Here is a 22,487-nt window from a genome sequence, read left to right on the forward strand (position 1 = left end):
GGGTATTTGAAAAACGGTGAAAGGCCCTGGCGTCAGGCCGGCGCGGTCGAGCCGCGGGCGATCAACTCGCCCGACAGGACGACGGTGCGAAAGGGCTGGTCGGGGCGGGCGATGCGCGATTGCAGCATCACCATCGCCTCGCGCCCGAAGGCGTCGACGGGCTGGCGGATGACGGTGATGCCCGGGTCCACCAGCGAGGTCCAGGGTTCGTCGTCGAAGCCTGCGATGGCCAGATCGCGGGGGACACTGATCCCGAGGTCTCGGCACAGGCGCAGGGCCGCGCCGACGAACAGCCCGTTCGACAGGACCAGTGCATCGGGACGCTCGGCGGCGATCAGTTCGGCCAGCGCCTTGCGCCCGGCCTCGGGGCTGGGGGCGGCGGTGGCGACGATGGGTTGCAGCCCGTGGTCCTGCATCCGGGCGCGAAACCCGTCGCGGCGTTCAAGCCCGGTGGCCGAGGTCGCGCCGAAGAGCCCCGCGATCCGCCGCCGGCCGGTCGCGACCAGATGGTCGACCAGCTGTCCGGTGGCGCCGATATTGTCCAGCACCACCGCATCGCGCCGTCCCCCGGCCAGCGCCCGGTCGACCAGGACCACGGGTACCTGAAACCCGGCGAGCGCCTTGGGTCCCAGGGCCCGCGTGGGCGCCAGGATCAGGCCGGCCACACGTTCCTCGGCCATCAGGTCCAGATACATCGCCTCGCGCGCGGGGTCTTCGTCGGTGTTGCACAGAAAGACCCGCATCCCGGCGCGATAGGCCTCGTCCTCGACCGCGCGGGACAGCTGGGTGAAGAAGGGGTTGCGGATGTCGGCGACGACCAGGCCCACGGTCATCGACTGCTGCGAGCGCAGCTGGCGCGCGGCCAGATTCGGGCGATAGCCGGTGGCGGCCACCGCCGCCTCGACCTTGCGGCGCACCTCGGGGCTGACGGGCCCCTTGCCCAGGGCGCGCGACACCGTCGAGGGCGCCACCCCCGCGGCCCGGGCCACATCCTTGATCCCAACAGTCATTTTAGTGGAAACGTTGCTAGTCCTACCTGCGTGAAACCATTGCCTATCCCTACGCGTATTGCAAGAAGTTTGGGCGAGTGCTGACATGATCGGCGCGTTTTTCGGCAAAATTTAGTGGAAACGTTTCCACTTTTCGGTTACGAATCGTCAACCTTAGGAGATTGGGAGGAACCAGTGTCCCTGATTCAGGAAGCGGGCCTTTTGCCCCGCGAACTTGTGCGCCTGGATGCCCGCGTCGCGGACAAGGCCGATGCGATTGCCCAGGCTGCCGCGCTGCTGGTGGCCGATGGCTGCGTCAAGCCCGGCTTCGGCGCCAGCATGGAGCGGCGCGAGGCCGCCTCGAACACCTATCTGGGCAAGGGGATCGCCATCCCCCATGGCATGGTCGAGGATCGCGACCTGATCCTGCGCGACGGCATCGCGGTCCTGCAGGTGCGGGACGGCGTCGAATGGAATGCAGGCCAGCGCGCGACGCTGGTCGTGGCCATCGCCGCACGGTCGGACGCGCATATCGGCATCCTGCGCCGCCTGACGCGGCTGCTGCAGGACGATGCGCGGATCGCGGACCTGACTTCGACCGACGACGCGGGCCTGGTGGTCGCCGCCCTGTCGGGGGCCGAGGCCACGGCCCCGGCGGCCGAGCCGCAGGGCGATTTCGCCCAGGGCTTCGAGTGGACCTGCGATTACCCCAGCGGCCTGCACGCACGCCCCGCCACCGAATGGGCCGAGACGGCGCGCCGCTTTGCCGCCCGCATCCGGGTGCGCAACGGCGACGAGGCGGCGGATGCCCGCAACATGATCTCGCTGCTGCAACTGGGGCTGAAGCCGGGCGACACCGTCACGGTTTCCGCCGAGGGCGCGGACGCGGCGGATGCGCTGTCGACCTTGCGCATCGTCATCACCGGCCTCAGCGCGCGCGAGAAAGCCGATGCGCAGAAGGCCGAGGAAAAGCGCCGCGCGACCGCGCAGGCCGGCGGCTGGACCGCGCCCGAGGGCGCCGATGTGGTCGAGGGGGTCGCCGCCTCGCCCGGGCTGGCCATCGGCCGGCTGCATCATCTTGAGGCGGGGCCCGTGCAGGTCCCGGACGAACCGATTGCGCTGGCGCCGGCCGCCGACCGGCTGCACGAGGCGCTGGCCCGCGCCCGCGAGCAGCTGGGGGCCCTGGCCGACGATACCGCCCGCCGCCTGGGCGAGGCCGACAGCGCCATCTTTCTGGCGCAGGCGGAATTGCTGAACGACCCGCAGCTGGTGACGCTGGCCTCGCAGAAGCTGGTCGAGGGGCATGGGCTTGCCTGGTCCTGGCACCAGGCGGTGCAGGAAACCGCGCAGGCGCTGCTGAAGGTCGGGAACCCGGTGCTGGCGGGGCGGGCGGTGGACCTGCGCGACGTGGGCAGCCGCGTGCTGGCCCTGATCGACCCGAGCCTGGCGAAGCCCGCCCCGGCCGAGGTGCCGCAGGACGCGATCCTGGTGGCCGACGACCTGACGCCCACCGACACCGCCACGATGGACGCCGAGCGCGTCGCCGGGCTGGTGACGGCACAGGGCGGGCCGACCTCGCACACCGCGATCCTGGCGCGCACGCTTGGCCTGCCCGCCGTGGTGGGGGCGGGTGCGGCGCTGTCGCGGCTGACCTCGGGCGCGCCTGCGATCATCGATGGCAGCGGTGGCCGGCTTTACCTGAACCCGTCCGAGGCGGACCTGGCCTCGGCCAGGGCCTGGATCGCGGAGGAGGAGGCCAAGCGCGCCCGTGCGGCCGAGGCCCGCGCGCTGCCCGCCCGTACCCGCGACGGGCACGAGGTCCAGATCGGCGCCAACATCAACCTGGCCGAGCAGGCGGCCTGCGCCATCGAGCAGGGCGCCGAGGGCGTCGGCCTGATGCGCACCGAGTTCCTGTTCCTGGAGCGCGGCGACAGCCCGACCGAGGAAGACCAGTATCGCGCCTATTCCGACATGGCGCGCGCCATGGGCGACCGCCCCTTGGTCATCCGCGCGCTGGACATCGGCGGGGACAAGCAGGTCAGCTATCTGGACCTCCCGCGCGAGGAGAACCCCTTCCTGGGCGTCCGGGGCGCGCGGCTGTTGCTGCGCCGGCCCGAGTTGCTGGTGCCGCAGGTGCGCGCGCTTTACCGCGCGGCCAGGGACGGCGCGCAGATTTCGGTCATGTTCCCGATGATCACCTCGGTCGCGGAGCTGCTGGCGCTGCGCGAGACCGCGACCGCATCCGGGCCGAGCTTGAGGCCCCCGCGATCCCCTTGGGGATCATGATCGAGGTGCCTTCGGCGGCGCTGCTGGCCGACCAGTGCGCAGCACGCCGACTTCTTCTCGATCGGGACCAACGATCTGACGCAATACGCGCTGGCGATCGACCGCCAGAACCCGGTGCTGGCGCCCGAGGCCGACAGCCTGCACCCGGCGGTGCTGAAGCTGATCGACCTGACGGTCAGGGGCGCCCATGCCCATGGCCGCTGGGTCGGCGTCTGCGGCGGCATCGCGGGCGACGCCTTCGGCGCGGCGCTGCTGGCGGGGCTGGGGGTGGACGAGCTGTCGATGACCCCGCGCGACATTCCGGCGGTCAAGGAGCGCATCCGCCAGTCGGACCTGTCGGACCTGCAGGGGCTGGCGCAGCAGGCGCTGGCCGCGCGCGATGCCGTCGCGGTCCGGGCGCTGGCCCTTCCCCCCGTGCGCGAGGAGGATGCGGCATGATGATCCGCACCGTCGCGCTGAACCCCGCCATCGACCAGACCGTGATGGTCCCCCGGCTTGAGCCGGGCGAGGTCATCCGCGCCAGCGCCACCCGGCAGGACCCGGGCGGCAAGGCGGTCAATGTCGCCTCGTGCCTGGCCGACTGGGGCGTCAAGGTCGTGGTCACGGGTCTGCTGGGCCGGGACAATGCCGCAAGCTTCGAGCAGCTTTTCGCCGCCAAGGGCATCGCCGACCGGATGATCCGGGTGGCGGGCTCGACCCGGACCAACATCAAGATCCTCGAAGACGGCGGGCGCACCACCGACGTGAACCTGCCCGGCTTTGCCGCGCGGCCCGAGGATACCAAGGCCGTGTTCAACCAGTTGGATACCGTGGCGACCGGAGACCTGGTCGTCGTCTCGGGCAGCCAGCCCCAGGGCCTTGCGCCCGACACCACGGCGCGGCTGGTCGCGGATCTGGCGGGGCGGGGCGCGCGGGTGGTGCTGGACGTCTCGGGCGAGCCGCTGGCGCAGGCGCTTGCCGGTGCGGTCATGCCCCATGCCGTCAAGCCCAACCGGCACGAGCTTGAGGCGCTGGTCGGCCGCAGCCTGGCCGAGCCCACAGCCTTGCTGGCCGCGGCGCGGGACCTGCTGGACCGGGGCATCGCGCTGGTCACTGTTTCAATGGGGGCCGAAGGCGCGCTGTTCGTCACCCGCGCGGGGGCGCTGGTCGCCCAGCCGGCCGAGGTTGCGACCGGCAGTTCCGTCGGCGCGGGCGACGCGATGGTCGCGGGCCTGACGGCGGGGCTTGCCGAGGGGCTGGCCTTGCCCGACCTGGCGCGCCAGGCCACCGCATTCGCCGGGGCCAAGCTGCGCAACCCGGGCGCCCACCTGCCGCCGCAGGCCGAGGTGCGCGCCCTGGCCGCCCGGATCGTGACCGCGCCCGCCGCCGAATACGCGGCCGGCTGAAGAACACGGGCCCGCGCCAGTCCGCGGGCCGGGGGATCGTCGAGGCGCCCGGCGCGCCGGACAGGAGGAATGACATGCAAAAGATCATCGCCATCGTCGGCGGGGGCGAACGCGCCACCCATGCCGTGCTGGCACGCGAGGCCCTGAAGATGGCGGCGCGGGCGCAGGGGACCGAGATCCTGGTCGAACTGCGGACCTCGGACGGGGTGCAGGACCCGCTGGATCCCGCCGCCGTCCAGCGCGCCGACCGGCTGCTGCTGGTGGGTGATGTGGCAGGGGACGCGGTGCCCGGAGGGTTGCCCCAGGTGCGGGTCAGCATCGCCGAGGTGCTGAGGATGCGGCCGCGGTGCTGGCCCGCGGCGCCGGCGCGACGGCGGCGGCCCCGGCGGCCGCGGCGGCCGGGCCGCTGAGATCGTGGCGATCACCTCGTGCCCCACGGGCATCGCGCATACCTTCATGGCCGCCGAAGGCCTTCAAGAGGGCGCCAAGGCCCTGGGCCACCAGATCCGGGTCGAGACCCAGGGCTCGGTCGGCTCGCAGGATGCGCTGACCCCGGACGAGATCGCGGCGGCCGACCTGGTCATCATCGCCGCCGACCGGCAGGTGGAACTGTCACGCTTTGCGGGCAAGAGGGTGTTCAATTCGCCTACCAAGCCCGCCATCAACGACGGTGCGGCGCTGATCCGCAAGGCCCAGGCCGAGGCGCGGGTCCAGGGCGGCACGGCCGGCCCGGCCGAGGAAAGCGCCCCCGCCCACAAGACCGGCGTCTACAAGCACCTGATGACCGGCGTCAGCTTCATGTTGCCCTTCGTGGTCGCGGGCGGGCTGCTGATCGCGCTGGCCTTCGCCCTGGGCGGGATCTACGTCTATGAGGACCAGTATGCCGGGACGCTGGGCTATACCCTGTTCCAGATCGGCGCCAAGGGGGCCTTTACCCTGATGGTGCCGGCGCTGGCCGGCTATATCGCCTATTCCATCGCCGACCGGCCCGGCATCGCGCCCGGCATGACCGGGGGCGTCATCGCCGGCACCATCGGCGCGGGCTTTCTGGGCGGCATCCTGGCGGGCTTCATCGCGGGCTATGGCGTGCTGGCGCTGACCCGGATCATCAAGCTGCCGCGCACGCTGCAGGGGCTGATGCCGGTGCTGATCCTGCCGCTGCTGGGCACCGCGCTGACCGGCCTTCTGATGTTCTACGTCGTGGGCGCGCCCACCGCCCGGGTGCTGGGGGCGCTGACCGCCTGGCTACAGGACATGCAGGGCAGTTCGGCGGCGATCCTGGGTCTGATCCTGGGCGGCATGATGGCCGTCGACATGGGCGGGCCGATCAACAAGGCGGCCTATGTCTTTGGCACCACGCTGATCGCCTCGAACGTGACCGAGCCTATGGCTGCGGTGATGTGCGCGGGCATGACGCCGCCCCTGGCGCTGGCCATCGCGAGCCGGCTGTTCCCCGCCCGCTTCACCGTCGAGGAGCGCGAGGCCGGCAACGCCGCCTTTGTCCTGGGCCTGGCCTTCGTCACCGAGGGCGCGATCCCCTTTGCCGCGCGCGATCCCCTGCGGGTTATTCCGTCGCTGATCGCGGGCTCGGCCGTGGCGGGCGCGGTCTGCATGGTCCTTGGGGTGCAACTCAAGGTGCCGCATGGCGGGATCTTCGTCCTGCCGATCCCCAATGCGGTGGTGAACCTGCCGGGCTTCTTCATCGCCATGGTGATCGGGACGGCCGTGTCGGTCGCCGCGCTGGCCGTGCTCAAGCGCCGGATCGAGGCGCCGGCAGCGGGCGTTCCGCAGCCCGCCTGAGCCGACCTGCTCGTCACGAGTATCGCCGCCCCTGGTACAGTCCCGGGGGCGGCTTTTTCTTGGCATCGGGGACGCCTGCGGTCGCCGTTGGCGGGGTATTTGGAAAACGGAGAAAGCGGGAGGCGGCGTGTCCTGCGTCCCGGTTGGGCGCGGGGCTTTGGAGGCTGTGCCATGAAAAGGCCGCGGCCCTTGCGGGTCGCGGCCTGATGTCGGGCGGCGGGGAGGAGCCGCCCGGACGACGCCGGGGCGTCAGTCGGCGCTGGTTTCGCCCAGGCGCAGGCCGGCGGGGGCGGGCTCCAGCGTGGTGACGGGGCGGACCGTGCCGGTCGCCTCGCCGTTCAGGGCGCGGTCCAGCTGCTCGCGGTCCAGCGCGCCGTGCCAGCGGCTGACGACGATGGTGGCGACCGCGTTGCCGATGAAGTTCGTCAGCGAGCGGCATTCCGACATGAAGCGGTCCACGCCCAGGATCAGCGCCATGCCGGCGACCGGGACGGTGGGAACGACCGACAGCGTCGCGGCCAGCGTGATGAAGCCCGCCCCGGTCACGCCCGCCGCGCCCTTGGAGGACAGCATGGCGACCAGCAGCAGCAGCACCTGCTGTTGTAGCGACAGGTCGGTGTTCGTTGCCTGGGCGATGAACAGTGCCGCCAGCGTCATGTAGATGTTGGTGCCGTCCAGGTTGAAGCTGTAGCCGGTCGGAACCACCAGGCCCACGACCGAACGCTTGCAGCCGGCCTTCTCCATCTTCTCGATCAGCGAGGGCAGGGCGGATTCCGAGGATGAGGTGCCCAGCACCAGCAGCAGTTCCGCCTTGAGATAGGCGATCAGCTTGAAGATCGAGAACCCGTTGAGCATGCAGACGGTGCCCAGGATCACGACGACGAACAGCGCCGAGGTCAGGTAGAAGGTGCCGACCAGCGTCGCCAGGTTCACCACCGAGGCGATGCCGTACTTGCCGATGGTGAAGGCGATGGCCCCGAAGGCGCCGATGGGCGCGGCCTCATCAGGATGTCGACCATGCGGAAGATGACATGGCTGATCGCTCGACAGAGCAAGGACGGGCATGCCCGCGCCGATCAGGATAGCCCGACACAGCGATGGCGACGAACAGTGCCTGCAGGATGTTGCCCTCGACGAAGGCCGAGGTGATCGTGGACGGAATGATGTCCATGACAAAGCCCGTGAGCGAGGTCTCATGCGCCTTTTCGGCATAGGTCGCGACCTTGCTGGCATCCAGGCTGGCCGGGTCGATGTTCATGCCCGAGCCAGGGTGGACCACGTTGGCGACGACCAGTCCGACGATCAGCGCCAGCGTCGAGAAGGTCAGGAAATAGGCAAAGGCCTTGCCCACGACCGAGCCCACGCCCTTGAGCGTGCCCATGCCCGCAAGGCCGGTGACGATGGTCAGGAAGATGACCGGGGGATGATCATCTTGACCAGCTTGATGAAGGCGTCGCCCAGGGGCTTCAGCGCCTCGCCGGTCTGGGGATAGAGATGCCCGATCAGCGCGCCGGCCACGATGGCGACCAGCACCTGAAAGTAGAGATGGCGATAGAACGGACGGGATGCGTGCGCGGACGGCTGCGCCGACGTGTCGATATGCATGGAAGGCCTCCTCCGACCTCTGGTGTCAATTCCGTGACCGCCATGTTACGGCGCGGGCAGGTGCGGACCAAAAACCGGGCGCATAGCAGCAATGCGCTGTTTTCATGGGAAAAGCGGGGAGTACTGGGCACAGAATTGTGTGGTTTTCCGCACAGGCCCGGTCTGCTAGTGTGACATTCCACACAGGGGGCTGGGGCGACGCGGTGCAGCGCGGGGGCAGGAGCGAATGCGACGGATGGGGGCCTGGCTGGCGCTGGCGGCCTAGCAGTCGCTTGCGCTGCTGGCGGTGGTCTTTGCCCTGGCGCGCCGCAATGCCCTGGCCGACATGGCCCAGTCCCGCCAGGGCGAGCTGCAGACCCGCGTTCAGGCGCTGGAAAGCGTGCTGTCGCGCCAGCGCGCCGTCGCCACGGTGCTGGCGGACGATGCGCTGGTGCGGACCGCCCTGGAACAGCCCATCGGTCCCTACCGGGACCGCGTCTCGGCCAAGCTGGACCGGCTGCGGGATGAAACCGACAGCGCCGTGATCTATCTGCTGGACCGCGCGGGCATCGCCATTGCCGCCGCGAACTGGGACGAGGCGCAAAGCTTTGTCGGCCAGGACTACAGCTTTCGCGACTATTTCAGCCAGGCGCTGCGCCAGGGCCGGGCGACGCAGTTCGCCCTGGGCACGGTCAGCAACCGGCCGGGCCTTTATCTGTCCCATGATGTCGTCTCGGGCGACCGCGACCTGGGCGTGGTCGTGGTCAAGGTCGAGTTCGACGCCCTCGAGGCCAACTGGGCGGCGGGCCCGGGCCTGACGCTGGTCCTGGACGCCCAAGGGACAGATCATCCTGTCCGGGCGGCCGGCCCTGCGCTTTTCCCGCCCGGTGCCCGATCCGAGGACCGTGTTCAGCAGCGCGCCGGTTCCCGGGACCGACTGGACCATGACCATCGCCGAGCCCGTCGCGCCGGCGAATTTCGCGGCGGCGCTGGCTGCGGGCACGGCGGGCTTCGGGCTGATGCTGCTTTATGCGGGGGCGGGGCTTGCGCTGCGGGCGCGCCTGCGGGTGCGGGTCCGGGCCGAGGCCGAGCGCCGCTATCGCGCCGATCTGGAGCGCGCGGTGCAGGACCGCTATCCGCGCGCTGATGGACAGGCGCGCGAACGCCGCGCTGCCCTATCGCTGGACCGCTGCAGGCCGAGATGGTGCAGGCCAACAAGCTGGCCGCGCTGGGCCAGATCACCGCCGGCGTCGCGCATGAGGTGAACCAGCCCCTGGCGGCGATCCGGCTGATGGCGGAAAACGGCGCGGCGCTGTTGCCCCGCGACGCGGCGCCCGAGGTGGCGGGGAACCTGTCCAGCATCCTGCGCATGACCGACCGGATCGCCCGCATCACCGACCAGCTGCGCGGTTTTGCCCGCAAGGCCACCGGGCAGGTCGGGCCGGTCAGCCTGAAGGAGGCGGTCGATGCCGCGCTGCTGTTGACCGCCAGCCGCCGCACGGCCCAGCGCATTGCCCTGGACTTGCCTGCCATCGACCCCGGATTGCGCGTCATGGCCGAGACCGTGCGGCTGGAACAGATCCTGGTCAACTTGCTGCAAAACGCGCAGGAGGCGCTGGCCGACACGCCCGACCCCCGCATCGCCCTGTCGGTCGAACCGGGACCGAACAGCGTGCGCATCAGCCTGTCCGACAACGGCCCCGGCATCGCGCCCGAGGCGCGGGCGCAGCTGTTCACGCCCTTTGCCACGTCGAAACCCAAGGGCCTGGGCCTGGGACTGGTCATCTCGCAGGAGATCGCGCGGGACTTCGGCGGCAGCCTGCGGGCGGGGCCGGCGACGGGCCAAGGCGCGAGCTTTGTTCTGGAATTGCCGAGGGCCGCATGACCGACACCCCCCGCCTTGTCCGCCTGGTCGATGACGACGAGGATCTGCGTCTGGCCCAGGTCCAGACCCTTCGGATCGCGGGTTTCGCGGTCGAGCCCTTTGCGCGCGCCGCCGACGCGCTGGAGGGGATGACCGCCGACTATCCCGGCGTGGTGCTGAGCGATGTGCGCATGCCGGGGATGGACGGGCTGGAGCTGTTCGACCGGCTGCACGGCATCGATCCCGAACTGCCGGTGATCCTGCTGACCGGGCATGCGGACGTGCCGATGGCCGTCTCGGCGTTGAAGCAGGGGGCCTATGACTTCCTGTCCAAGCCCATCGGCGCGGACGCCCTGCTGGCGGCCGTCGGCCGGGCCTGTCAGTCGCGCGCCCTGGTCATGGAAAACCGCGCGCTGCGGCGGCAGGCCCGGGACGAGGCCGCGCAAGACAGCCCGCTGATCGGGCAAAGCGCGGTCATGGCCCATCTGCGCGACAGCATCGACCGGCTGGCCCAGGCCGGGGGCGATCTGTGGCTGACGGGGCCGGGGGGCTCGGGCAAGACGACGGTGGCGCGGCTGATCCACCGTCAAAGCCCGCGCCGCGCCCGCGCCTTCGTCCATGTGCCCTGCGCCACGCTCGACGAGGCGCGGTTCGAGGCCGAGTTCCTGGGCACCGAGGCGCAGGGCCGCGCGCCGCGCAGTGCCGGGCTGCTGGAAAAGGCGCATCGCGGCACGCTTTATCTGGACGAGATCGACAGCCTGAACCCGGCGCTTCAGGCCCGCATCCTGGCGGTGATCGAGGCAGGCGAACTCTGGCCCGCAGGGGCGGCCGCGCCCCGCGCGCTGGATCTGCGGGTCATCGCCTCGACCCGCGACGACCCGGAACGGCTGGTGCGCGACGGGCGGCTGCGGGGCGATCTTTACTATCGCCTGTCCGGTGTGGTGCTGGCCCTGCCGCCCCTGGTCGAGCGGCGCGAGGATATTCCCGAACTGTTCCGCCATTTCCTGCTGGACGCCTGCCGGCGGCTGGACCTGCCGGCCCAGCCGGTGACGCCGCTGGTCAAGGCGCGGCTGGCCGGGCACGACTGGCCGGGCAACCTGCGCGAGTTGCGCCAGTTCGCAGAAAGCCATGCGCTGGGGCTGTCGCCCTTTGACGGCGCAGACCAGGCCGCGCCCGAACGGGGCCTGGCCGATCTGGTCGCGGAATACGAGGCCGGCCTGATCCGCGAGGCGCTGCGCCTGTCCGGCGGCCATGCCGGGCGCGCGATGGAACGGCTGCGCCTGCCGCGCAAGACCTTCTATGACAAGCTGACGCGCCACGGCATCAAGCCCGCCGAGTTCCGCGACGACGGCTGACGCGGTCGGGCTTGGCGTGGGCCCTTGCCCGCGCTAAACCGGATCTCCCCGAGGCAAGGAGCTTTCCGAATGGACGCCAACGACCGCATCGCCCGCACCATCGCCAGCGAGATCGGCGCCTCGGCCGCCCAGGTCACGGCGGCCGCGGCGCTGCTGGACGGGGGCGCGACCGTGCCCTTTGTCGCGCGCTATCGCAAGGAGGTGACGGGCGGCCTGGACGACACGCAGCTGCGCAGCCTGGCGGACCGTCTGTCCTATCTGCGCGACCTGGAATCGCGCCGCGCGGCAATCCTGGAATCCATCAAGGCGCAGGACAAGCTGACGCCCGAACTTGCCCGCGCCGTCGCGGGGGCGGAAACCAAGGCGGCACTTGAGGACATCTATCTGCCCTTCAAGCCCAAGCGCCGCACCAAGGCGATGATTGCGCGCGAAAACGGGCTGGAGCCCCTGCTGCGGGCGATCCAGGAAAACCGCGCCGCCCAGCCCGAGACCCTGGCCGCCCGCTATCTGTCCGAGGCGGTGCCGGATGTTAAGGCCGCGCTGGATGGTGCCCGCGACATCCTGGTCGAGGAGCTTTCCGAGAACGCCGCCCTGCTGGGCCGGCTGCGCGACTTCATGCAGGCCCAGGCGGAGATCCGCGCCAAGGTTGTGCCGGGCAAGGAACAGGCAGGGGCCAAGTTCAGCGACTATTTCGACCACGCCGAGCCTTGGGCGAAAATTCCCGCGCACCGGGCGCTGGCCATCCTGCGCGGCGCCAAGGAGGAGGTGCTGACCGTCGAGATCGCGCCGCCGCCCGAAACCGGCGCCGCCCGGGCCGAGGGCATCGTCGCCGCCGCCCTGGGCAGGCTTGGCGAGGGGCCGGGCGATGCCTGGCTGCGCAAGGTGGCGGGCTGGTGCTGGCGTGTGCGGCTGTCGAACACGATGTATATCGACCTGATGGCCGCGCTGCCGCCGCGCCCATGCCGAGGCGATCCGCGTCTTTGGCCGCAACCTCAAGGACCTGCTGCTGGCCTCGCCCGCCGGGCCGCGCCCGACCATCGGGCTGGATCCGGGCATCCGCACCGGCGTCAAGCTGGCGGCGGTGGATGCCACGGGCAAGCTGCTGGAGACGGCGACGCTGTATCCGTTCCCGCCGAAATCCGACCTGCGCGGGGCCGAGGCCACGTTGGCCGCGGTCATCGTGCGCCACAAGATCGAACTGATCGCCATCGGCAATGGCACCGCCAGCCGTGAAACCGAACGCATGGTGGCCGATGTGTTGAAACACCTGCCGCAGGGCGTCAAGGCGCCGGTCAAGGTGATCGTCAGCGAGGCGGGCGCCTCGGTCTATTCGGCGTCCGAACTGGCGGCGCGGGAATTCCCGGACCTGGACGTGTCCCTGCGCGGGGCGGTCTCTATCGCCCGGCGGTTGCAGGACCCGCTGGCGGAACTGGTCAAGGTGCCGCCTGAATCGATCGGCGTCGGTCAGTACCAGCATGACGTGGACCAGCGGCAACTGGCCAGGACGCTGGAAGCGGTGGTCGAGGATGCGGTGAACGCGGTGGGCGTGGACCTGAACACCGCCTCGGCCCCGCTGCTTGCGCATGTGGCGGGGCTGGGGCCGTCCCTGGCGCAAAACATCGTGGCCCATCGCGACGCCCAGGGGGCCTTCCCCTCGCGCGCGGCGCTGAAGAAGGTGGCGGGCCTTGGTCCCCGTGCCTTCGAGCAATGTGCGGGCTTTCTGCGCATCCAGGGCGGCAAGGAGCCGCTCGATGCCTCGGCAGTCCACCCCGAGGCGTATGGCGTCGCCCGCAAGATCGTGGCCGCCTGCGGGCGCGACATCCGCCAGATCATGGGCAACGGGGCCGCGTTGAAGGGCATCCGGCCCGAGGCTTTCGTGGACGAGTCGTTCGGCCTGCCCACCATCCGCGACATCCTGGCGGAACTGGAAAAGCCTGGCCGCGACCCGCGCCCAAGCTTTGCCACCGCGACCTTCGCCGAAGGGGTCGAGGACATCAAGGATCTGCGCCCCGGCATGGCGCTGGAAGGGACCGTCACCAATGTCGCGGCCTTCGGCGCCTTCGTGGACATCGGCGTGCATCAGGATGGGCTGGTCCATATCAGCCAACTGGCAGACCGTTTCGTGAAGGACCCGAACGAGGTCGTGAAGGTCGGAGATGTGGTCAAGGTCCGTGTGACCGAGGTCGACGTGGCGCGCAAGCGCATCGGCCTGACCATGCGCAAGGATGGCGGCGCGAGCGCCCGGGATGCGCAGGCCGAGCGTGGTCCCAAGGCGGCCCCGGCGCGGGGGCCGAAGTCGGCGGGGCCGGCAGGCGATCACCCTGGCGCGCTGGGGGCTGCGCTGATGAATGCGTTGCGCAAAGGATAGGGGGCTCTGCCCCCGCCGCGCGTGCCGCGCGACTCCCCCGGGGGTATTTGGGAAACGGTGAAAGCCTAAAGGATCAGAAGGGCTGCGCGGAAATCGGGGTCGGTCAGGACGACTTCCCTGGTGCCGAGCTTGGCGGCGCGCTTCAGGGCGCGGGCGGTCTGGGCTTGGGCGAAGTCGACGGCTTGGGGCAGGGTGCGGCCGCGGCCGAGCCCGGCGGTGACGAGGCCCGCGAACAGGTCGCCCGTGCCGGCCATCGCCACCGGCAGGTGCGGCGTCGGGTGGCGGCTGAGTCCGGAGGAGTCATGGATGACGCTTTCTAGCATGCCCGGCTTTGTTTCGCGCAGGCGGCAGCCGGTCACGATCAGCCGCGCGCCGGACGCCATGCGCAGGGCCTGCGCCACGCGGGGGATATCGGCCAGTTCGGTGACCGGCTGGTCGGTCAGATAGGCGACCTCGAACGGATTGGGCGAGGCGATGTCGGCCAGCGGCAGCAGGCGGTCGCGGAAGATGTCGGCGATCTCGCGCGGGACATAGAGGCCCGGCAGTTCGTCCCCCATCACCGGGTCGCAATAATAGCACAGGCGGGGGTTCGCGGCCTTGGCGCGGGCGACGAAATCGGCCAAAAGGCCCGCGACCTCGACCGAACCGATGTAGCCCGAGAGCAGGAAAACGGCGCGCTGGGGCAGGCCGCGGTCCCACAACCCTTGCAGCAGGTCCGCGAAGAAATCGGCCGGCAGCGGCCGGCCGCGCAGGGTCGGGTAATCGGGCGTGTTGGAAAAGATCACCGTCGGCACCGGCGCGACCTCGATCCCCGCGGCGAGCATCGGGAACACGGCCGCCGAATTGCCGACATGGCCCATGACCACCTGGCTTTGGATCGAGATGACCAGCGTCATGGCGTGCCGTCCAACCGCGGCGACCAATCCTCGACCCGGCCGCTGTCCAGTCGGCGCTGGGCATGGCGGCGCCAGCCCTCGGCCAGGATGTCCAGCGCGGCGATGGCCGCAATCGGCGCGATCCAGGCGGCTGAGTAAAGCGCGTGCCACAGCCGCTGCAAGGTCCAGTCGGCGGCCGGGCGGTCGATCAGGACCAATGCATCGCCCGAGGCGCCGGGCCAGGCTCCAGAACCCGGTAATACCAGCCGGTGCGACCCGTATCCTGCACGCGCCGCGCCATGTCGGGAACGCCGAACCGCTGCGACAGCTTCCAGCAGGGCTGGCGCCCCTGGCTGACCTGCACGAGGGCGCCGCCCAGGCGAAAGATGTCGCCCACCGCCACGCCGGCTTCAGTCAGCCCCGTTGCCGAGACGTTCTCGCCGAAGGCGCCCGGCGATTCCAGCAAGGGCAGCGGACCGAGCTCGCCGGTCCAGGTGGCGTAGTGGTCGCGCGGATAGTGGTGGACGGCCTTTTCCGGTCCACCATGCACCCGCCGGTCGGCTTGCTCATCCCCGGGAAAACCCTGGGGGCCCAAGATCAGCGGACCGTCGACGGGGTGCTTCGCAATCCCGCTGAGGCGGTCGCTGCCGGGCAGGGGGGCGGCCTTGCCGGTCAGAAGGGTGATCGTGGTCATGGCGCGGGATCAGAAGTCCCAATCCTCATCCTCGGTCGCGACCGCCTTGCCGATGACATAGCTCGACCCCGACCCCGAGAAGAAGTCGTGGTTTTCGCTGTCGGGCGAAAGCGCGGCCAGGATCGCCGGATTGACCTCGCAGGCCTGCGGCGGGAACAGCGCCTCGTAGCCCAGGTTCTGCAGCGCCTTGTTGGCGTTGTAGTGCAGGAAGGCCTTGACGTCTTCGGTCAGGCCGATACCGTCGTAAAGCTCGGCGGTGTATTTCGCCTCGATGTCGTAAAGATCGAACATCAGCGCAAAGGCGAAGTCCTTGAGTTCCTGGCGCCGGGCCTCGTCCAGAGCCTCAAGCCCGCGCTGGTATTTGTAGCCGATGTAATAGCCATGCACCGCCTCGTCGCGGATGATCAGACGGATCAGGTCGGCGGTGTTGGTCAGCTTCGCGCGGCTCGACCAGTACATGGGCAGATAGAAGCCCGAATAGAACATGAAGCTTTCCAGGAACACCGAGGCGATCTTGCGTTTCAGCGGATCGGCGCCGGCCTTGTATTTCTCAAGCACCAGCCGCGCCTTGGCCTGCAGATGCGGGTTCTCCTCGGCCCAGCGGAAGGCCTCGTCGATTTCCTTGGTGCTGCACAGCGTCGAAAAGATCGACGAATAGCTGCGCGCGTGCACCGCCTCCATGAAGGCGATGTTCGAAAGCACCGCCTCTTCGTGCGGGGTCACGGCATCGGGCATCATCGAGGGCGCGCCGACGGTGTTCTGGATCGTGTCAAGCAGCGTCAGCCCGGTAAAGACGCGGATGGTCAGCGTCTGCTCGGCCGGGCGCAGCGTGGCCCAGCTTTGCACGTCATTCGACAGCGGCACCTTTTCGGGCAGCCAGAAGTTCACCGTCAGGCGGTTCCAGACCTCCAGGTCCTTCTCGTCCTCAAGCCGGTTCCAGTTGATCGCCCGCACCGGGGGCCGCGTGATGTGATCCTTCATCCGAAGAACCTTTCTTTCGTGTTCAAATATCCCACGGGGGTCCGGGGGTGTGAAACCCCCGGCTTACGAAGCGGGTCCGGGGGGTGTGAAACCCCGGCTTACAGCGTGCAGGACACGCAGCCCTGCACCTCGGTCCCTTCCAGCGCGGTCTGGCGCAGGCGGATGTAGTAGATCGTCTTGATGCCCTGTTTCCAGGCGCGGATCTGGGCGCGGTTGATGTCGCGCGTCGTCGCCTCGGCCGGGAAGAACAGGGTCAGGGACAGGCCCTGGTCGACATGCTCGGTCGCGGCGGCATAGGTGTCGATGATCGCGTCCGGGCCGATCTCATAGGCGTCGCGATAGTACTCGAGGTTCTCGTTCGACATGAAGGGGGCGGGGTAATAGACCCGGCCGATCTTGCCTTCCTTGCGGATCTCGATCTTGGCGACGATGGGGTGGATCGAGCTGGTCGAATTGTTGATGTAGCTGATCGACCCGGTCGGCGGCACCGCCTGAAGGTTGCGGTTGTAAAGACCGTACGTCATCACGTCGGCCTTCAGCGCGGCCCAGTCGTCGCGCGTGCGCGGCTCACGTGCTGGAACACGCGCTCGACGTCGGGCAGGGTCGGCAGCCAGTCGCGGGTGGTGTACTTGTCAAAGAAGCTGCCGTCGGCATATTTCGATTTCTCGAAATCCTTGAACACCTGACCCTTTTCCCGCGCCAAGAGGTTCGAGGCGCGGATCGCGTGATAGGCGACCGCCGCGAAATAGACCGATGTGAACTCGACCCCCGCGGGGCTGCCGTAGTGGATATGCTCGCGCGCCAGGAAACCGTGCAGGTTCATCTGGCCAAGGCCCACGGCATGGGCCTCTTCATTGCCGCGCCGGATCGAGGGCACCGAGTCGATCGAGGACATTTCCGACACGGCGGTCAGGGCGCGGATCGCGGCCTCGACCGTCTCGCCGAAATCGGGCCCGTCCATCGTCGCCGCGATGTTGAGCGATCCGAGGTTGCAGGAAATATCCGTGCCCAGATGGGCGTAGGACAGATCCTCGTTATAGGTGCTGGCCTCGTTCACCTGCAGGATCTCGCTGCACAGGTTCGACATGCTGATCCGGCCATGCACGGGGTTGGCGCGGTTCACCGTGTCCTCGAACATGATATAGGGATAGCCGCTTTCGAACTGGATTTCGGCCAGGGTCTGGAAAAAGGCCCGGGCGTTGATCTTGCGCTTCTTGATGCGCTTGTCGTCGACCATCTCCTGGTATTTCTCGGTCACCGAGATTTCCGAGAAGGGCAGGCCATAGACCTTTTCCACGTCATGGGGCGAGAACAGGTACATGTCCTCGTTCCGCTTGGCCAGTTCGAAGGTCACGTCCGGGATGACGACGCCCAGCGACAGCGTCTTGATGCGGATCTTTTCGTCCGCGTTCTCGCGCTTGGTGTCCAGGAATCGCAGGATGTCGGGATGGTGGGCGTTCAGATAGACCGCGCCCGCCCCCTGCCGCGCGCCCAGCTGGTTGGCATAGCTGAAGCTGTCCTCCAGCAGCTTCATCACCGGGATGACGCCCGAGGACTGGTTCTCGATCCCCTTGATGGGCGCGCCCGCCTCGCGGATGTTGGTCAGCATCAGCGCCACGCCGCCGCCGCGCTTGGACAGTTGCAGCGAAGAGTTGATGGCGCGGCCGATGGACTCCATGTTGTCCTCGACCCGGAGCAGGAAGCAGGAAATCAGCTCGCCGCGCGATTTCTTGCCCGCGTTCAGGAAGGTGGGCGTCGCGGGCTGGAAGCGGCCCGACAGCATCTCCTCCATGAAGCGCATCGCCAGCGCCTCGTCCCCGCGCGCCAGCGTCAGCGCGACCATGACCACCCGGTCCTCGTAGCGTTCCAGGTAGCGCTGCCCGTCGCGGGTCTTCAGCGTATAGCTGGTGTAATACTTGAACGCGCCCAGGAAGGTCGGAAAGCGGAACTTGCGCGCATAGGCGGCATCCCAGATCGCACGCTGGAAGTTGCGCGAATACTGGTCCAGCACCTGCGGCTCGTAATAGCCCTCGTCGACCAGATAGCGCAGCTTCTCGTCCAGATTGTGGAAGAAGACCGTGTTCTGGTTCACGTGCTGCAGGAAATACTGATGCGCCGCCTTGCGGTCGGCCTCGAACCGGATCTTTCCATCCGAGTCGTAAAGGTTCAGCATCGCGTTCAGCGCGTGATAGTCCAGCTCGGCCTTTACGCCATCGTCAAGCATGTCTTACCCCAGAATTGGTCGAGGCCCACGCGCACGCGGGCGATGTCTTGGTCATTCCCCGCCAGCTCGAATCGATAAAGCAGCGGGACGTTGCATTTGTCGGCGATGATACGCCCGGCCAGGCCATAGGTCTGCCCGAAATTGCGGTTGCCCCCGGCGATGACGCCCCGGATCAGGGCGCGGCGCTCGGGGTCGTTCATAAAGCGGATCACCTGCTTGGGAACCGCGCCCCTCCCCTCGCCATCGGCGTAGGTCGGGCAGATCAGCACATAGGGTCCGCCCGGCTGCGGCATCGGCTCGGACGGCGAAACGGGGATGCGCTGCGGCTGGCAGGCCGACCCCGGCGGGACCAGGCGCTGGACGAAACGCGCCGTGTTCCCCGACGCCGAGGAATAATAGATCAGCCCGCACATGCCCCGCACATCGTCAGGAAAGCCGCCCGATCATGTCGGGGCGGAACCCGGCCCAGTGCGAATCGCCAGCGACGACCACGGGGGCCTGACGATAACCCAGCGAGGTGACAAGCTGCATGGCCGCGTCATCCTCGGTCAGATCGACGATCTGATAGGTCAGCCCCTTGGCATCCAGCGCCCGCGTGGTCGCGGTGCACTGGACGCAGGCGGGTTTGGAATAGACGGTGATGGTCATGCCTCGGGTCCTTTTGATGCGTCTTCACGATTGCGCCTCCGCCGGCGGCAACCCGCAAGGACCAGGCCAGTCCAGTCGAGTCAACCACTTGCGGTTGCGGGTCCGGTTCGTGCGGCCAGGGCCTGCCCGAGTCGGTCCGTATTTGCGTCTTCCTACCATATAATCATTCCGGCGCGGTTGTCACCACTATATCTGGTAGAAAAGAAGCGGAGCGCTTTCCGCTGGATATGCGTTATTCGCCACGCGATCCTGCGCTTTTCAGGTTGGTTGCGGTGCGGTTCTTATCGTCCAGATTGTATTCGGCCGGCGGGGCGGGCGGCCTGTCTAGCCCCTTGCCCGGCAGGCGTCCATTGCCAAACGCGCCAGGCGACGCGTCGTTGCAATTCGGTCACCGCTTTCGCATCCTCGCAACGTTCGGCACGATGCCGAGGCCAAAGAAGGAGACCGCTGTGAAGCATCGGGTCGTCGTCGTCGGGGCCGGCTTTGCCGGGCTGCAGCTTGTCCAGGACCTGCGCGGCAGCGATTGCCAGATCACGCTGGTCGATCAGCGCAACCATCACCTGTTCCAGCCGCTGCTGTATCAGGTCGCGACCACGCTGCTGGCGACCTCGGAGATCGCCTGGCCGATCCGCCGGGTGCTGCGCGACCGCAAGGAGGTCACGACGCTGCTGGGCACGGTCGATGCCGTGGACCGCGCCCGGCGCGAGGTTCTGCTGCGCACCGGCCAGCGGCTGCCCTTCGACACCCTGGTCGTCGCGACGGGCGCCCGCCACGCCTATTTCGGCAAGGATGAATGGGAGGCGGACGCGCCCGGGCTGAAGACGCTCGAGGACGCGACCACGATCCGGCGCCGCCTGCTGCTGGCGTTCGAGCGCGCGGAACTGGCCCAGACCGAAGCCGAGCGGCAGGCGGAACTGACCTTCGCCGTGATCGGTGCCGGTCCGACCGGGGTCGAACTGGTCGGCATCATCGCCGAACTTGCCCATCGCATCCTGCCGCCCGAGTTCCGCCACATCGACACCCGCAAGGCCCGCGTCATGCTGATCGAGGCCGGGCCCCGCATCCTGCCTGCCTTTGGCGAACGGCTGTCGGACTATGCCCGCAAGGCGCTTGAGGGCCGCGGCGTCGAGGTGCTGACCGGCACGCCGGTGACCGACGTCTCGCCCGCCGGCATCGTGCTGGGCGACCGGCCGATCGCGGCGCGCACCGTCATCTGGGCCGCGGGCGTCCAGGCATCGCGGGCGCAAGGCTGGCTGGAGGCGCCGGCGGATCGCGCGGGCCGCGTCATGGTGACGCCCATGCTGGCCTTGCCCGACGACCCGAACATCTTTGTCCTGGGCGATACCGCGCATGTCGAATCGGACGGCAAGCCGGTCCCGGGCGTGGCCCCAGCCGCCAAGCAGCAGGGGCGCCATGCGGCGCGCATCATCCGCGCCCGCCTGCGCGGCGCGCCCGAGCCGGGACCCTTCCGCTATCGCCACATGGGCAACCTTGCCACCATCGGGCGCAATGCGGCGGTGATCGAATACGGCCGGTTCCAGCTGACGGGCTGGCTGGCCTGGTGGGTCTGGGGGATCGCACACATCTATTTCCTGATCGGCGCGCGCTCGCGCTTGATGGTGGCGCTGAGTTGGCTGTGGATCTTCCTGTCGGGGCAGAACTCGGCCCGGCTGATCACCCAGCGCGAGGCGGTGAAGGATCCCTGAGCGCCTTCGCGGTGCCATGGGAAATGCGGCCGCCGACCAGACAGGGCCGCGCGGCATCCCGCCGCCCCCGTTGTGATCATCGCCGCGGCGTGCAAATCTGCCCCGGAACGGACAGGAGGCCCGATATGAAAATCCGATATCTTCACACCATGGTTCGTGTGCTGGACCTGGAAAAGACCATGGCGTTCTTTCGCCTGCTGGGCCTTGAGGAGACGCGGCGGATCGAGAACGAGAAGGGGCGCTTCACCCTTGTCTTCATGGCGCCGCCCGGCCAGCCCGAATGCCCGGTGGAACTGACGTGGAACTGGGACGGCGACGACGGGCTGCCGTCGGACAGCCGCCATTTCGGCCACCTGGCCTATAGCGTGGGCAATATCTACGACATGTGCCAAAGCCTGATGGATGCCGGGGTGACGATCAACCGTCCGCCGCGCGACGGTCACATGGCCTTTGTCCGCAGCCCCGACAACGTCTCGGTGGAGCTGCTGCAGGAAGGCGAGGCCCTGCCGCCGCAGGAGCCTTGGGCCAGCATGGAAAACACCGGCCACTGGTAAGGCGTCCCGCCCCTTCAGGAGCGCTCGGCGCCCCAAGGACACCCAGCGCGGCCGGCACCTATGCTCCGGCCAGCGCAGTTCCGCACGGGTCGCCTCGTCCCAAGTCGCTCCCGCGCCCGCGGCTTTCACTGTTTCCAAAATACCTCGGGGTTCGGGGCAGGGCCCCGGCCTGGCCGCGCCACCGGCCCCAGGCGTGTCGGGCAAGAGACCAGCCGGCCGGACCCTAGTAGATGTACCGGATCTGCTCGATCCAGTAACGCTCCACCCGGCGCCATTGCAGGTTGACGGCCTCGAGCGCAGGGTCGTCCAGAATGCCGGAAAGCTCCAGTTCCTCGGCGTGGCGGGCGAAAAGCTCCGCCACCCTGTCCCGGATCGCCTGGCCTTCGGGCGTCAGCCGCACCCGGACCGAGCGGCGGTCCATCTCGCAGCGCTCGTGGTGCACATAGCCCAGGTCGACCAGTTTCTTGAGATTGTAGCTGACGTTCGAGCCCTGATACATCCCGCGCGACCGCAGCTCGCCCGCCGTCACCTCGGCCCCGCCCAGGTTATACAGCAGCAGCGCCTGCACGGGGTTCAGGTCCGACTGACCGAGCCGTTCGAATTCGTCCTTGACCAGATCCAGCAGCAGCCGGTGCAGGCGCTCCAGGATCTGCAGGCTTTCCAGATAGGCGTCGGCACGAGAGGAGCCGGGGACCGGTCGCAGGGCGGGCACCGGTCGGACGGGGCTGGGGCTTCGCTGGGGCATGGTCCGTTTCCGTTCAAGGTCTCTTTCCCCGACCATGAGCGAAAATCCCCAAGCTTCGGTTAATCCCCGCCGCGAAATTGCCTAAAAGTTTCAGGACTTGGGGGAAAGCCGGGCCATGGCAAAGCGCGCCACCCGGTCCAGCATCGGCGACAGCGCCTCGGGGCCCGGGCGGGCATCCCGCATCCGCGCGGTGATCCAAGGGTAAAGGTCCTGGTCGTTTTCGGCCAGCAGCGCCTCGTAAAGCGCCAGGTCGGCCGCATTCAGGCCCGCCAGTTCACTGTCGGCAAAGGGGCCCAGGATCAGGTCCATTTCCTTTGTGCCGCGGCGCCAGCTACGCATCCGCAGCCGCTTCAGCCTTGCCTCGTGTTCGTCCATGCATTCCTCCGGCCCGCTCTCTTGCCTCGCCGTCGGGGCGGGCCTAAGACAAGG

The 22,487-nt window shown here is 68.7% G+C and carries 18 protein-coding genes and 4 pseudogenes; 10 read left to right on the forward strand and 12 right to left on the reverse strand.

The window, feature by feature from the left end:
• Positions 1-32: 32 nt before the first annotated feature.
• Positions 33-989, reverse strand: a complete 957-nt coding sequence (locus DPM13_RS14635; protein ID WP_262983143.1) for a LacI family DNA-binding transcriptional regulator — start codon at positions 987-989, stop codon at positions 33-35.
• 237 nt (positions 990-1,226) lie between these two features.
• On the opposite strand from DPM13_RS14635, the pseudogene ptsP reads away from it, so the two are divergent.
• The 4 genes and pseudogenes from ptsP to DPM13_RS14650 all read left to right on the forward strand — a co-directional run bounded on the left by ptsP (position 1,227) and on the right by DPM13_RS14650 (position 6,460).
• Positions 1,227-3,713, forward strand: a pseudogene (ptsP, locus tag DPM13_RS14640) (phosphoenolpyruvate--protein phosphotransferase).
• Complete coding sequence (gene pfkB / locus DPM13_RS14645) at positions 3,710-4,660, forward strand: 1-phosphofructokinase (RefSeq protein ID WP_080622142.1); 951 nt, start codon at positions 3,710-3,712, stop codon at positions 4,658-4,660. Before ptsP ends, pfkB begins: the two are co-directional and overlap by 4 nt.
• 74 nt (positions 4,661-4,734) lie before the next feature.
• Positions 4,735-5,070, forward strand: coding sequence for a PTS sugar transporter subunit IIB (locus tag DPM13_RS23730; RefSeq protein WP_223252062.1), 336 nt, complete (start codon positions 4,735-4,737; stop codon positions 5,068-5,070).
• A gap of 4 nt (positions 5,071-5,074) precedes the next feature.
• Entirely contained in the window at positions 5,075-6,460 is a 1,386-nt protein-coding gene (locus DPM13_RS14650) for a PTS fructose transporter subunit IIC (RefSeq protein WP_223252063.1), read from the forward strand.
• Between the two features lie 249 nt (positions 6,461-6,709).
• On the opposite strand, the gene DPM13_RS26180 is transcribed toward DPM13_RS14650, so the two are convergent.
• The 3 genes from DPM13_RS26180 to DPM13_RS26190 are packed head-to-tail and all read right to left on the reverse strand — an operon-like array spanning position 6,710 to position 8,065.
• Positions 6,710-7,525 carry a cation:dicarboxylate symporter family transporter gene (locus DPM13_RS26180; protein ID WP_317616324.1) on the reverse strand — a complete coding sequence of 272 codons (816 nt, stop codon included), beginning with the start codon at positions 7,523-7,525 and terminating at the stop codon, positions 6,710-6,712.
• A complete protein-coding gene (locus DPM13_RS26185) occupies positions 7,464-7,841 on the reverse strand; it encodes a cation:dicarboxylate symporter family transporter (RefSeq protein WP_317616325.1) in 378 nt (125 codons plus the stop codon). The genes DPM13_RS26180 and DPM13_RS26185 overlap by 62 nt, the downstream gene beginning before the upstream one ends.
• A gap of 23 nt (positions 7,842-7,864) precedes the next feature.
• The gene (locus tag DPM13_RS26190; protein ID WP_317616326.1) at positions 7,865-8,065 is read right to left on the reverse strand and encodes a cation:dicarboxylate symporter family transporter; all 201 of its coding nucleotides are present in this window, start codon (positions 8,063-8,065) and stop codon (positions 7,865-7,867) included.
• Positions 8,066-8,351: 286 nt separating this feature from the next.
• On the opposite strand from DPM13_RS26190, the gene DPM13_RS23735 reads away from it, so the two are divergent.
• The 4 genes and pseudogenes from DPM13_RS23735 to DPM13_RS14670 all read left to right on the forward strand — a co-directional run bounded on the left by DPM13_RS23735 (position 8,352) and on the right by DPM13_RS14670 (position 13,631).
• The gene (locus tag DPM13_RS23735) at positions 8,352-9,191 is read left to right on the forward strand and encodes a PDC sensor domain-containing protein (RefSeq protein ID WP_223252064.1); all 840 of its coding nucleotides are present in this window, start codon (positions 8,352-8,354) and stop codon (positions 9,189-9,191) included.
• Positions 9,192-9,245: 54 nt separating this feature from the next.
• Positions 9,246-9,929, forward strand: a complete 684-nt coding sequence (locus DPM13_RS23740) for a sensor histidine kinase (protein WP_223252065.1) — start codon at positions 9,246-9,248, stop codon at positions 9,927-9,929.
• Positions 9,926-11,263: a sigma-54-dependent transcriptional regulator gene (locus DPM13_RS14665; protein ID WP_112888287.1), complete on the forward strand. Its 1,338-nt coding sequence runs from the start codon at positions 9,926-9,928 to the stop codon at positions 11,261-11,263. Before DPM13_RS23740 ends, DPM13_RS14665 begins: the two co-directional genes overlap by 4 nt.
• A 69-nt stretch (positions 11,264-11,332) precedes the next feature.
• Positions 11,333-13,631 (forward strand): annotated as a pseudogene (locus tag DPM13_RS14670) (Tex family protein).
• A 65-nt stretch (positions 13,632-13,696) separates the two neighbouring features.
• On the opposite strand, the gene pdxY reads toward DPM13_RS14670, so the two are convergent.
• The 6 genes and pseudogenes from pdxY to nrdH all read right to left on the reverse strand — a co-directional run bounded on the left by pdxY (position 13,697) and on the right by nrdH (position 19,053).
• Positions 13,697-14,527: a pyridoxal kinase gene (gene pdxY / locus DPM13_RS14675; RefSeq protein ID WP_112888288.1), complete on the reverse strand. Its 831-nt coding sequence runs from the start codon at positions 14,525-14,527 to the stop codon at positions 13,697-13,699.
• A pseudogene (locus DPM13_RS14680) lies at positions 14,524-15,200 on the reverse strand (MOSC domain-containing protein). Before DPM13_RS14680 ends, pdxY begins: the two are co-directional and overlap by 4 nt.
• A gap of 9 nt (positions 15,201-15,209) precedes the next feature.
• Positions 15,210-16,181 carry a class 1b ribonucleoside-diphosphate reductase subunit beta gene (gene nrdF, locus DPM13_RS14685; RefSeq protein WP_028718113.1) on the reverse strand — a complete coding sequence of 324 codons (972 nt, stop codon included), beginning with the start codon at positions 16,179-16,181 and terminating at the stop codon, positions 15,210-15,212.
• A gap of 98 nt (positions 16,182-16,279) precedes the next feature.
• Positions 16,280-18,405: pseudogene (gene nrdE, locus DPM13_RS14690) on the reverse strand (class 1b ribonucleoside-diphosphate reductase subunit alpha).
• Positions 18,387-18,818, reverse strand: coding sequence for a class Ib ribonucleoside-diphosphate reductase assembly flavoprotein NrdI (nrdI, locus tag DPM13_RS14695; RefSeq protein WP_112888289.1), 432 nt, complete (start codon positions 18,816-18,818; stop codon positions 18,387-18,389). The pseudogene nrdE and the gene nrdI overlap by 19 nt, the downstream one beginning before the upstream one ends.
• A 13-nt stretch (positions 18,819-18,831) precedes the next feature.
• Positions 18,832-19,053 carry a glutaredoxin-like protein NrdH gene (gene nrdH, locus DPM13_RS14700; protein ID WP_112888290.1) on the reverse strand — a complete coding sequence of 74 codons (222 nt, stop codon included), beginning with the start codon at positions 19,051-19,053 and terminating at the stop codon, positions 18,832-18,834.
• 449 nt (positions 19,054-19,502) lie between these two features.
• On the opposite strand from nrdH, the gene DPM13_RS14705 reads away from it, so the two are divergent.
• Both DPM13_RS14705 and DPM13_RS14710 read left to right on the forward strand, forming a co-directional pair.
• On the forward strand, positions 19,503-20,759 hold the full coding sequence (locus DPM13_RS14705) for an NAD(P)/FAD-dependent oxidoreductase (RefSeq protein WP_112888291.1): 1,257 nt from the start codon (positions 19,503-19,505) through the stop codon (positions 20,757-20,759).
• A 125-nt stretch (positions 20,760-20,884) separates the two neighbouring features.
• Positions 20,885-21,313, forward strand: a complete 429-nt coding sequence (locus DPM13_RS14710; RefSeq protein WP_080622154.1) for a VOC family protein — start codon at positions 20,885-20,887, stop codon at positions 21,311-21,313.
• A 223-nt stretch (positions 21,314-21,536) separates the two neighbouring features.
• Here the strand turns inward: DPM13_RS14710 and DPM13_RS14715 are convergent, their stop codons facing one another.
• Both DPM13_RS14715 and DPM13_RS14720 read right to left on the reverse strand, forming a co-directional pair.
• Complete coding sequence (locus tag DPM13_RS14715) at positions 21,537-22,058, reverse strand: MarR family winged helix-turn-helix transcriptional regulator (RefSeq protein WP_028718107.1); 522 nt, start codon at positions 22,056-22,058, stop codon at positions 21,537-21,539.
• 90 nt (positions 22,059-22,148) lie between these two features.
• The gene (locus DPM13_RS14720) at positions 22,149-22,433 is read right to left on the reverse strand and encodes an FAD assembly factor SdhE (protein WP_028718106.1); all 285 of its coding nucleotides are present in this window, start codon (positions 22,431-22,433) and stop codon (positions 22,149-22,151) included.
• Between the last annotated feature and the right edge of the window lie 54 nt (positions 22,434-22,487).

Origin of the sequence: Paracoccus mutanolyticus (assembly GCF_003285265.1) — a bacterium.
GTDB classification, from domain to species: Bacteria; Pseudomonadota; Alphaproteobacteria; order Rhodobacterales; family Rhodobacteraceae; genus Paracoccus; species Paracoccus yeei.